Source organism: Tabrizicola flagellatus (genome assembly GCF_046295235.1).
Classification (GTDB): Bacteria; Pseudomonadota; Alphaproteobacteria; order Rhodobacterales; family Rhodobacteraceae; genus Tabrizicola; species Tabrizicola flagellata_A.
The window spans coordinates 55,554-66,927 of sequence record NZ_JBKBLV010000008.1; the positions used below are offsets into that span (position 1 = coordinate 55,554).

An 11,374-nucleotide genomic window follows, 5' to 3' on the forward strand; every position below is an offset into this window, starting at 1 on the left:
GTGTCCTCCAGGGAGACGCCCCTCCGGCAGATCGGCCGGAGGGGCGAGGGGCGTCAGGCCTTCGGCAGGTCGCGCTCCAGCGGCGTCAGCGAGCCCTTGCGCGCCATCCCGTCCATGCCGGCGGGAAGTTCCATCGTCTCGCAGGTGCCGGCCGGGACCAGCTTCCACGCATTGCCCTGGTAGTCGACCTTCGAGGTCCCCGCGCAGGTGGTGCCTTCGCCCGCCGCGCAGTCGTTCTGGCCGGCCAGCGCCACGCCGAAGCACTTTTCGTTTTCCTGGGCCGAGACGGCGCCAGCAGCAGACAGGGCGGCCGCCAGCGCGCCGGCGATGACCAGGGTTTTCGATTGGTAGGACATGTGAGCAGTTCCCTCTATCCAGTGAGCGTCGCATCCCTTGCGACTGCCATCTGGATAAGGGCAGGCTACGATCACAGACGACCCACGGCGCCGTGAGGCACGGCATCGTGACAGGATGTCGCAGGCGCAGCGATGCCGAATGCCCCGAAGGCCATCCGGGTCTTTTGAAATCAGATCAATGGCTTGCGTTCAACTACCGGCGGGCGGCAGCGCTTCCAGGCCGAAGGTCGCCACGGCTTGATCGAGGGAGATCGTTTCAGTCCGGGTCTCGCCCAGGCGGCGCACTGAAACAGTTCTCGCCTCGACCTCCTGCATGCCCACGGCCAGGATCACGGGAACCTTGCCGACCGAATGCTCGCGGACCTTGTAATTGATCTTCTCGTTGCGCACGTCGGCCTCGGCGCGGACCCCGGCCTTCCTCAGCGCGGCCACGACCTCGTGAACGAAGGGATCGGCGTCGGAGACGATGGAAGCCACCACCACCTGCCGCGGGGCCAGCCAGAAGGGCAGTTTCCCGGCGTAGTTTTCCAGCAGGATGCCGATGAAGCGTTCGAACGAACCGAGGACCGCGCGGTGCAGCATGACCGGGCGATGCTTCATCCCGTCCTCGCCGACATATTCCGCATCCAGCCGGACCGGCAGGTTGAAGTCGGCCTGGAAGGTCCCGCACTGCCATTCGCGCCCGATTGCGTCGGTCAGCTTGAAGTCCAGCTTCGGGCCATAGAAGGCACCATCTCCAGGGTTGATCTCGTAAGGCAACCCCAGCCCTTCGATGGCTTTCTGCAGCGCGTTCTCGGCCTTGTCCCAGATCTCGTCGCTGCCCACGCGGACATCGGGCCGGGTGGAAAGCTTGATGTCGAACTTGTCGAAGCCAAGGTCGCGATAGACCGAGGACAGAAGCGAGATGAAGCCCGCACATTCCTGCTCGATCTGGTCCTCGGTGCAGAAGATATGCGCGTCGTCCTGGGTGAAGCCGCGCACGCGCATCAGCCCGTGCATCGAGCCGCTGCTTTCATAACGATGGCAGGACCCGAACTCCGCCAGCCGCAAGGGCAGGTCGCGGTAGCTCTTGAGGCCCTGGTTGAACACCTGCACATGGCAGGGGCAGTTCATCGGCTTCAGCGCGTTGATGCGCTTTTCCTTGGCGCCTTCCTCGTCCACCTCGACGATGAACATGTTCTCGCGGTAGGCCTCCCAGTGGCCCGACTTCTCCCACAGGATGCGGTCTACGACCTGCGGCGTGCGGATCTCCCTGTAGCCGGCCTGGCGCAGGCGGCCGCGCATGTAATCCTCGAGCTGGCGATAGATCGTCCAGCCGTTCGGATGCCAGAACACCATGCCGGGCGCTTCTTCCTGGAGGTGGAACAGCTCCATCTCGCGGCCCAGCTTGCGGTGGTCGCGCTTGGCGGCCTCTTCCAGCATCGTCAGATGCGCCTTCAGGTCGTCGCGGTTGCGGAAGGCCACGCCGTAGATGCGTTGCAACATGGGGCGGGACGCATCGCCCAGCCAGTAGGCCCCGGCGACATGGGTCAGCTTGAAGGCATCCGCCGGAACCTGGCCCGTGTGCTGCAAATGCGGCCCCCGGCACAGGTCCTGCCAGTCCCCGTGCCAGTACATGCGGATGTCCTCGCCCTCGGGGATCCGGTCCAGCAGTTCCAGCTTGAACGGCTCGCCCCGGCCCCGGTAGTATTCGACAGCGCGGGCGCGGTCCCAGACCTCGGTCCGCACCGGATCGCGCGCGTTGATGATCTGCTTCATCCGCGCCTCGATCTGGCCGAGGTCCTCGGGCGTGAACGGCTCCTCCCGGTCGAAGTCGTAGAACCAGCCCTGGTCCCTGACCGGCCCGATGGTGACCTTCACTTCCGGCCAGATCTCCTGCACCGCACGGGCCATGATGTGCGCCAGGTCGTGCCGGATCAGCTCCAGCGCCGGGGCCTCGTCCTTCATCGTGTTGAGGCTGATCGTCGCATCCGTGGTGATCGGCCAGGCCAGATCCCAGTGTTTGCCGTCGATCATCGCCGAAATCGACGCCTTGGCCAGCGAGGGCGCGATCGACGCAGCCACCTGCGCAGGCGTCACGCCCGCGTCGTAGACACGCTTGTTGCCATCAGGAAATGTCAGGGAAATCTGGGCCATCGGCCTGCTCCTCGTCGGTTTGGCGCCCACGAAACGCCCGGTTGCGGGTTGTATCGGGCGACCTCATGCCCCTGGCTGCGCGGCAAGTCAAGCCATGCGCGGTTCTTCGCCCGCCAGTTGCGGCGACACTGACCAAAGCTGCTTGGGCTTGCTATCTTCTGCCCATGACAACCTTTCTCACCACCCCGCAAGGCCGCCACATCGCCTATAACCACACCCCCGGGCGCGGTCCCGGCGTGGTGCTCCTGGGCGGGTTCCGGTCCGACATGACCGGCACCAAGGCGCTGCATCTGCAAGCCTGGGCCGAGGCCACGGGGCGCTCCTTCCTGCGCTTCGACTATTCGGGCCACGGCGCCTCGCACGGGGCCTTCGTCGATGGCGCGATCTCGGACTGGCGCGAGGACGCGGCGGCGGTGATCGAGGTGCTGACCGAGGGGCCGCAGATCCTGGTCGGGTCGTCCATGGGCGGCTGGATCGCGCTTCTGCTGGCGCGCGACATGCCGGAACGGGTTGCCGGCTTCGTCGGCATCGCTGCGGCGCCCGACTTCACCGAGCGGATGTGGGAGGCCGAATTCACCCTGGCCGAGCGCACCGCCCTTCTGGAAGAGGGCCTGTTCCTGCGGCCTTCCGACTATTCCGACGATCCCTACCCGATCACGCTGCGACTGATCGAGGACGGCCGGCAGAACCTGGTGATGAACGGGCCGCTGCATCTGCACATGCCGGTGCGCCTGTTGCAGGGCAGCGCCGATGCCGATGTGCCGCCCGCGGTGGCGATCCAGCTTTTCCACCAGATCGCCAGCCCCGACCTGCGGCTGACCCTCGTCAAGGATGCCGACCACCGGTTTTCCAGCCCGGCCTGCCTGGCCATGATCGCCGACGCGGTCGAGGACGTGATCCTCGCCCGCGAGGCATTGCCCGTGGAGGATGCGGCGGGCTTGCAGGTATCGAACCTTCGCTGATGTGACCTTTCCGCCAGTCTTGCGAAAGTTGGATGGAAACCGGATTTGAATCCAGACCCTTGTGGGTTAGCGTTCACGAAAGACGAAGAACAGCCGCTTGCAGAAACCCTGCGTTGAAGGCCCGCGCCCGTGAACATGCTCGTCCTGCGAGACCCGACCCCTCCCGAACCGCTGGTGCTGATCCCTGGCTTCATGGCCGATGCCCGAAGCTTCATGCCGCAGCTTGCCCGGCTGGGGGCGGACCGGCAGGTGATCCTGCTGGGTCCGGGTCTCGGCGACAGTCTCGAGAAGATCGTCGCCGAACATGCCCCGCACCTGCCGCCGCACTTTGCCGTGGTGGCGCATGGCCTCGGCGGCAACATCGCCATCGAGATCCTGCGCAAGCGTCCCAGTGCCGTGACCCGCATCGCGCTCATCTCGACCGATCCGCTGCCGGAACCGCCTCAACTCGCCGCGCAGCAAGAGGCCCTGCTGGTGGCGGCCAAGACGGGACACCTGCGGGCCTGCATCGCCCAGATGCTGCCGGCGACGGCGCTGCACGATGCGCCCTGGCGCGACGAGGTGATGGCCCTGGTCATGGACATGGCCGAAACCCTGGGCCCCAGGCAGTTCCAGCGCCACCTGCGCGTGCTTCAGCGCCGGCCCGACCAGCAGAAGACGCTGCGCAAGGCCAACATTCCCACGCTCATCATCACCGGTGCAAGCGATACGCTGATCCCCCGCCGCCGGGCCGAGTTCCTGGCCGCGATGATGCCGCAGGGCTGCCTGGAGATCATCCCCGAGGCCGGTCACATGCCACAGCTGGAACAGCCCGAGGCGGTGACCAAGGTGCTTGAAACCTTCCTCGCGGGACGCCTGCCCACGCTTGTCCTGAAGTAGACCTCCCCGGGCATGTCATGCAGGCGTCGGATGCGCCCGCCGCGAGGAGTGCACGAAGTGCTCGACGTGCCCCCCCCGCGACTATTGCGCCGAAGCGAGCGCGATCCTGGTCTTGGGCTTGCCGGCGGCACGGTCGATGAAGTTCAGGACCAGCGGACGGATGTTCAACCGCCAGCTCTTGCCCGCGAAGATGCCGTAGTGGCCCGCGCCCGGCTCCACATGGTGGCCCTTCTTGTCGTCGGACAGTCCCGTCAGCAGCTTCAGCGCCGCAACGCATTGACCAGGCGCCGAGATATCGTCGTTCGCGCCCTCGACCGTCATCACCGACACCCTGGTGATCGCCCCCATGTCCACCTTGCGACCGGCCACGGCAAAGTCGTTCCGGGCGATCTCGCGCTTCTTGAAGATGCGTTCGACGGTCGAAAGGTAGAATTCCGCCGTCATGTCCATGACTGCCAGATATTCATCGTAAAAGCGGTTGTGCGCGTCGTGGTCCGACGCCTCGCCCTGCGCGACACGGAAGATCTGCTGGACGAAAGCCTTGCCATGGCGTTCGGCGTTCATCGCCATGAAACTTTGCAGCTGCAACAGCCCCGGATAGACCAGCCGCCCCGCGCCCTTGTACTTGAAGCCGACTCGCTGGATCGCGATGTGTTCAAGCTGGCCCATCGTCACACGGCGGCCGAAGTCGGTCACCTCGGTCGCCGCCGCATCGGGATCGACCGGCCCGCCGATCAGGACAAGCGACCGCGGCTGCGCCTCGGGATGCTCGGCCGCAAGGTACGCCGTCGCGGCCAGCGTCAGCGGCACCGGCTGGCAGATCGCGATCACATGCGTGTCCGGCCCCAGCACCTTCATGTATTCGGCGAGGTAGAGCGTGTAATCCTCGACATCGAACTTGCCGGCCGACACCGGAATGTCGCGGGCATTATGCCAGTCGGTGACATAGACATCGGCATCGGGCAACAGCGAGGCGACCGTGGACCGCAACAGCGTGGCATAGTGTCCCGACATCGGCGCGACCAGCAGCACCTTGCGTGGCATGGGCGCGCGGCGGCGGACGAAGAACTGCACCAGGTCGCCGAAGGGTTTCTGCACCACCGGGTTCACATCGACCAGGTGATCCTGGCCATCGGGTCCGACGATCGACCTGATCCCCCAGTCGGGCTTGGCGACCATGCGGCCAAAGGTACGCTCGGTCACCTCACCCCAGGCGGCCATCAGCGGCAGGACCGGGTTCAGCGACATGGCAAAGGCCGGGTAACTGGCAAAAGCCCTGGCGGTCGCGCCCAGCCACTCATTCGTGTTGCGAGCGCTTTCCATCAGGTCATAGGTGTACATATACTTCATCATGTCTCCTTGCCCCGGTCGGGCGGATGTCGCATGGCGGGCAGGGACGACCGCAATGCTGCACAGCGGCGACGATAAGGGGGAATGGTTAGCATGACAACAGAAGAGAGCACCCCCGACACCAAAGCAGCATTGGAGAAGGCCGAGCGCCTGAACGCCAACCTCGCAAAGGTTGAGGAGTTGTCAAAGCGGCTCACTGCCGCGCTGACCCATCGCCGTGCGGTCGATCCCTCGCTGCATGGCCCCGCGCCCGACGTCTACATGAAGGCGGCGGCGGCCTATTTCGCCGAGATGGTCTCGAACCCCGCGAAGGTGGTCGAGCACCAGGTCAACTACTGGGGCAAGACGCTGAAGCATTATGTCGAGGCGCAGCAGGTGCTTGCCAAGGGCGAGTTCAAGGCGCCCCCCGACCCGAACCCGAAGGACCGCCGCTTCCAGAACCCCCTGTGGGAGACGCATCCCTTCTTCAACTACCTCAAGCAGCAGTACCAGATGAACGCCGAGGCGATCAGCACGGCGGTCGGCGACATGGAGACGCTGTCGCCCGAGGATCGCCGCCGGGTGGAGTATTTCACGAAACAGATTGTCGACATGTTCTCGCCCACCAACTTCCTCGGCACCAACCCCGAGGCGCTGGAAAAGGCGGTCGAGACGGACGGCGAGTCGCTGGTGCAGGGCCTTGAAAACCTGGTCCGCGACATCGAGGCGAACCAAGGCGACCTTCTGGTGACCCTTGCCGACCGCGAGGCCTTCCACGTCGGCCAGAACATCGCCACCACCCCGGGCGAGGTGGTCTATCGCAACCGGATGCTCGAGCTTATCCAGTACGCCCCCACGACCGAGAAGGTGCACAAGACCCCGCTCCTGATCTTCCCGCCCTGGATCAACAAGTTCTACGTCATGGACCTCAAGCCCGCGAATTCGCTCATCAAGTGGATCGTGGACCAGGGCTTCACCCTGTTTGTCGTCTCGTGGGTCAACCCGGACGCCTCCTACGCGGGCACGTCGATGGACGACTACATCCGCGACGGCTTCCTCCGCGCCATGGCCGAGGTGCGCCGGATCACCGGCGAAAAGCAGATCAACGCCGTCGGCTACTGCATCGCCGGCACCACGCTGGGCCTGACGCTCGCGCATCTGCACAAGGCCGGCGACACATCGGTCAAGACCGCCACCTTCTTCACCACGCTGACCGACTTCTCCGATCCGGGCGAGGTGGGCGTCTTCCTCAACGACGATTTCGTGGACGGGATCGAACGCCAGACCGCACAGGACGGCATCCTGTCCAAGTTCTTCATGAGCCGGACCTTCAGCTTCCTGCGCTCGAACGACCTGATCTATACGCCGGCGATCAGGTCCTACATGCTGGGCGAGGCTCCCCCGGCCTTCGACCTGCTCTACTGGAACGGCGACGGCACCAACCTGCCCGCGAGGATGGCCGTGGAATACCTGCGCGGCCTCTGCCAGCAGGATGGCTTTGCGAAGGGCGAGTTCAAGGTCTTCGGCCGCCCGGTTAGCCTGGCCGACATCACCCTGCCGCTCTGCGCCATCGCCTGCGAGACCGACCACATCGCGCACTGGAAGGGCAGCTTCAACGGCATCAAGCAGATGGGCTCGAAGGACAAGACCTTCATCCTGTCCGAAAGCGGCCATATCGCCGGGATCATCAATCCGCCGACCAAGGAGAAGTATGGCCACTACACCAACGACGGCCCCGTGGCCGGAGATCCCGAGGCCTGGCTGAAGGGCGCCACCTTCCACAAGGGCAGCTGGTGGCCCCGCTGGGGGGAATGGCTCGCACGCCAGTCCGGCCCCATGGTCAAGGCGCGGATTCCAGCCGATTCGCTTTGCCCCGCTCCCGGAACCTATGTCGTGGCGCAACCCGCACTCTGACATTTCAGCCAGATTACGCAGGGTTAAGCACGACAACCCGCGGTTTTGCTGCAATGCAGAAAAAGACTTGAAATGCTGCGCCGCAGCATCTATATGTCTGTCATCAAGACGGGGTAGGATCCCCGACACCGACAACCCCTCAGATCGGAGTGATCAGATGACCAAGACCCCGGATTTCACCAAAGTCATGCAGGACATGATGGCTTCGTTCCCGGTTGACGCCTCGGCGTTCCAGAACGCGTTCAAGACCCAGGCCGCCTTCGCCGAGAAATTCTCGAAAGTGGCGATCGAAGCCGCCGAGAAGTCGACCGAAATCTCGGCCAAGTGGGCCAAGGACGCGCTGGCCAAGGTTGGCGAGATCGCGAAGGCCAAGGCCGAACCGGCCGACTACACCAAGTCGATGACCGATTTCGCCTCGGCTGCCGCAGAAATGGCTGCCGAGAACCTGGCCGCCTTCGCCGAAGTCGCCAAGAAAGTGCAGATGGAAACCGTCGAGCTGATGCTGGCCGCGGGCAAGGACATGTCGGAAGACGCGACCGCCGCCGTCAAGAAAGCTACCGCGGACGTGACCTCGGTCGCCAAGAAGGCCGCCGCGGCCGCGAAGTAGTTCGCACCCGTAGTCGTAATCGGTTCGGCGTCCCCCAAGACGCGTGGAAGGCCCGGAGGCGACTCCGGGCCGCTTTCATTCTGCACTCCCCCGCTGCAAGTCCGCCCGGCGCGAGGCGCCCGTCGGGAACCTTGCAGATGCGGCACAAACGGATGCACCGCTGCGAAAGCTTTGCTTTTCGCTGCACCCTCCCCTAAGCTTCTCTGCAAGCGCATAATCCCGGGGGGGAACCATGGCCGAAACCGACAAGCCGCTTCTCATCAAGCGTTACGCCAGCCGCCGTCTCTACAACACCGAGACCTCGGACTACGTCACGCTCGAAGACATCGCGGGCTTCATCCGCCAGGGCCGCGAGGTGCAGATCGTCGATCTCAAGACCGGCGACGACCTGACCCGGCAATACCTGCTCCAGATCGTCGCGGAACATGAATCCAAAGGCGAAAGCGTGCTGCCCGTGGATGTCCTGACCGACCTCGTCCGCAGCTATGCCACCGGCATGCAGGCGGTGATGCCGCAGTTCCTCGCCTCCTCGTTCGAGATGCTGCGCGACAGCCAGGCCAAGATGATGGAGAACCTGTCCGCCTTCCCCAACCCGATGGCCGCCGTCCCGGGCTTCGAGGCGCTGCGCAAGCAGCAAGAGGCCTTCCTCAAGTCGATGATGGGCGGCATGCCCGGCTGGGGTGGCTCGGGCCCGTCCAAGGAGGAGGACGCCCCCGCCGCCGCGGACGACATCGCCGAGATCAAGAAGCAACTGGCCGAGTTGCAGAAGAAACTCTCCAAGCTCTGAGCCATGGCCGAAACCGAAGGCCGCGTCACGCTCTGGGGGATCGAGGTCTTCGTCGCGTCAGCCGAGGAAGGCTCGATCTCGGCCGCCGCGCGCCGCCTTGGCGTCAGCCCCTCCGCCATCAGCCAGCAGATCAGCGCGCTGGAAACCGCGCTCGGCGCGACGCTGCTCGACCGCGCCAGCCGTCCGGTGCAGGTGACGCCCGCAGGGGCGATGTTCCGCCGCCATGCCCAGACCATCCTCAATGCCGCCTCCGAAGCGCGGGCGGAACTGGCCATGGCCGACCTGTCGGGCATGACGATGCTGCGCCTAGGCGTGATCGAGGATTTCGACAGCGACGTGACGCCGCATCTCCTCACGCTGCTCGCGCGCGACCTGAAGGGCTGCCGCTTCCTGCTCGAAACCGGCGCCAGCCACCGGCTGCTCGACCAGCTCGATACCCGGGCGCTGGACATCGTGATCGCGGCCGATTCCGGGGCCGAACAGGCGCCCGAAGACTGGCGCGAGGTGCACCCGATCCTTGCCGAACCCTTCGTCGCCGTCGCCCCCAGGGGGCGCGGGATCGGGGACCTGCCGCTGATCCAGTACACCGCCCGGCACCTGATGGGCCGACAGATCGCCGCGCATCTCGCGCGTCACGGGGTGAAATCCGCCCACCGCTTCGAACTCGACAGCTACGCCGCGATCCTGGCCATGGTCGCGGGCGGCGAGGGCTGGACGATCCTCACGCCCCTTGCCCTGCACCAGGCCCGCGCCTTCCGCGCCCAGGTCGAGGTCCAGCCCCTGCCCGTCCCGCCGCTCGGCCGCACCCTGTCGCTCTCGGCCCGCGCCGGCATCCTTCAGGACATGCCGGCCCGGATCGCCCGGCACCTGAAACCCCTGATCGCCGCCGAGGTCATCGCCCCCGCCCTGGCCGACCAGCCCTGGCTCGCCCCCGACCTGCGCGTCCTCTAGCACTGCGCCGGGCTCTTGCCCTTTTCCAAATACTCCCGCCGGAGGCATCCGCCCGCCGCACCGGGAACGGCCGTCGCAGGCTCGAGACAATGGCAAGAACCCAAGCCTCCCCTCCCCCTCGTGGGGAGGGGATGGGGGTGGGGGGCGTCCCTGCGCCGTCGCGGGCGCCCGGCCGGATCAGCCGCGCACTTCGGCCGCCGCCTCGACGATGGCCCGGGCGATGAAGTCCAGCTCGGCCTCGGTCAGCCGGGTCGGCAGGCGCACGTCGCAGGCCCGCATCAGCATGGCGCGGGTCTTGGGAAGGTCCGGCACCTCGCCCAGGAACTGCCAGTTCCAGAACGCCCGCGCATTGCCCTCGCTCAACCCGAAGACCTGCACGCCGACGCCGCGCGCCTTTGCCGCGGCCTGGAACTCCACCGCCTCGCGGTCGGTCCAGCCGCCGACCAGGTTGAACTGGATCGAATCCGGCGCGCGCTCCTCCGGCCCCAGGGCCTCGGGCACCGCCAGATGCGCCGACAGGTTCAACTGCGCCGCCACCCGGTCATGCCCGGCGCGGCCCTTCGCCACCCGCTCGGCCACCAGGGGCAGCTGCGGGCGGATCACCGCCGCCGACAGGTTCTGCATGCGCAGATTGTAGAGCGGCAGCCGGTTCTGCCAGTGCGCACAGGAATTGGTCAGGCCGGGATGCTTCTTCCAGTTGGTCTCGTAGGCGCCCGACATGATGATGGCCTTCGCCGCGATCTCGGGATCGTCGGTGATCAGGATCCCGCCCTCGCCCGCGTTGACCAGCTTGTAGGACTGGAAGCTGAAACAGCCCACCTTGCCGATCGTGCCGATGTTGCGCCCGCCCCAGACCGTGCCCAGCGAATGCGCCGCGTCCTCGATCACCGGCACGCCCGCCGCATCGCAGAGCGCCATGATCGCATCCATGTCGGACGTATGCCCCCGCATGTGGCTGATCATCACCGCGTCCGCGCCCGGCAGCTTGGCGGCGAAATCCCCCATGTCCACGCGATAGTTGTCACCCACCTCGACCAGCACCGGCACGCAATCGGCATGCACCACGCTGGACGGGACAGCCGCGAAGGTGAAGGCCGGGATCAACACCCTGGCGCCCCTCGGCAGGTCCAGCGCCTTCAGGGACAGGAACAGCGCGGCGGAACAGGACGACACCGCCAGCGCGTAGCGCGCGCCCAGAAGCGCCGCGAACTCCTGTTCCAGAAGCGCAACCGGAGCGTCCGAGGGGGCGGTATAACGGAACAGGTCGCCCGAACTCAGCAGCCGGTCGATCTCGGCCCGCGCGGCCTCGGGGATCGGCTCGGCGTCATAGACATTGGGGGCTGTGGTCTGACCGTCGGGGGCCATTCGTGCACCTTTTCTTAATCGCGCATTAAGAAAAGGTTTAAACCCGGCTTCGATCACACGCCAGTGACAAAAACCGGGACCTGCGGCT

The 11,374-nt window shown here is 65.8% G+C and carries 10 protein-coding genes; 6 read left to right on the plus strand and 4 right to left on the minus strand.

Annotation, left to right across the window (positions count from 1 at the left end; genetic code table 11):
- Positions 1–53: 53 nt before the first annotated feature.
- Together ACK4IU_RS04910 and thrS are read right to left on the minus strand one after the other, a co-directional pair.
- Complete coding sequence (locus ACK4IU_RS04910) at positions 54–356, minus strand: DUF2282 domain-containing protein (RefSeq protein ID WP_409732234.1); 303 nt, start codon at positions 354–356, stop codon at positions 54–56.
- Positions 357–545: 189 nt separating this feature from the next.
- Positions 546–2,492 (minus strand): threonine--tRNA ligase, encoded by a 1,947-nt coding sequence (gene thrS, locus ACK4IU_RS04915; RefSeq protein ID WP_409732236.1) that lies wholly within the window; start codon positions 2,490–2,492, stop codon positions 546–548.
- A 164-nt stretch (positions 2,493–2,656) separates the two neighbouring features.
- On the opposite strand from thrS, the gene ACK4IU_RS04920 reads away from it, so the two are divergent.
- Both ACK4IU_RS04920 and ACK4IU_RS04925 read left to right on the plus strand, forming a co-directional pair.
- The gene (locus ACK4IU_RS04920; protein WP_409732238.1) at positions 2,657–3,454 is read left to right on the plus strand and encodes an alpha/beta hydrolase; all 798 of its coding nucleotides are present in this window, start codon (positions 2,657–2,659) and stop codon (positions 3,452–3,454) included.
- Positions 3,455–3,589: 135 nt separating this feature from the next.
- On the plus strand, positions 3,590–4,333 hold the full coding sequence (locus ACK4IU_RS04925) for an alpha/beta fold hydrolase (RefSeq protein ID WP_409732353.1): 744 nt from the start codon (positions 3,590–3,592) through the stop codon (positions 4,331–4,333).
- A gap of 81 nt (positions 4,334–4,414) precedes the next feature.
- On the opposite strand, the gene phaZ is transcribed toward ACK4IU_RS04925, so the two are convergent.
- Complete coding sequence (phaZ, locus tag ACK4IU_RS04930) at positions 4,415–5,683, minus strand: polyhydroxyalkanoate depolymerase (RefSeq protein ID WP_409732355.1); 1,269 nt, start codon at positions 5,681–5,683, stop codon at positions 4,415–4,417.
- A gap of 93 nt (positions 5,684–5,776) precedes the next feature.
- On the opposite strand from phaZ, the gene ACK4IU_RS04935 reads away from it, so the two are divergent.
- The 4 genes from ACK4IU_RS04935 to ACK4IU_RS04950 all read left to right on the plus strand — a co-directional run bounded on the left by ACK4IU_RS04935 (position 5,777) and on the right by ACK4IU_RS04950 (position 9,921).
- Positions 5,777–7,576 (plus strand): PHA/PHB synthase family protein, encoded by a 1,800-nt coding sequence (locus ACK4IU_RS04935; RefSeq protein ID WP_409732240.1) that lies wholly within the window; start codon positions 5,777–5,779, stop codon positions 7,574–7,576.
- A 157-nt stretch (positions 7,577–7,733) separates the two neighbouring features.
- Positions 7,734–8,183, plus strand: coding sequence for a Phasin (locus ACK4IU_RS04940; RefSeq protein WP_409732242.1), 450 nt, complete (start codon positions 7,734–7,736; stop codon positions 8,181–8,183).
- A 232-nt stretch (positions 8,184–8,415) separates the two neighbouring features.
- Positions 8,416–8,970 (plus strand): polyhydroxyalkanoate synthesis repressor PhaR, encoded by a 555-nt coding sequence (gene phaR, locus ACK4IU_RS04945; RefSeq protein ID WP_409732244.1) that lies wholly within the window; start codon positions 8,416–8,418, stop codon positions 8,968–8,970.
- A gap of 3 nt (positions 8,971–8,973) precedes the next feature.
- Positions 8,974–9,921 carry a LysR family transcriptional regulator gene (locus ACK4IU_RS04950; protein ID WP_409732246.1) on the plus strand — a complete coding sequence of 316 codons (948 nt, stop codon included), beginning with the start codon at positions 8,974–8,976 and terminating at the stop codon, positions 9,919–9,921.
- A gap of 177 nt (positions 9,922–10,098) precedes the next feature.
- On the opposite strand, the gene ACK4IU_RS04955 is transcribed toward ACK4IU_RS04950, so the two are convergent.
- Positions 10,099–11,286 carry a DegT/DnrJ/EryC1/StrS family aminotransferase gene (locus tag ACK4IU_RS04955; protein ID WP_409732248.1) on the minus strand — a complete coding sequence of 396 codons (1,188 nt, stop codon included), beginning with the start codon at positions 11,284–11,286 and terminating at the stop codon, positions 10,099–10,101.
- Between the last annotated feature and the right edge of the window lie 88 nt (positions 11,287–11,374).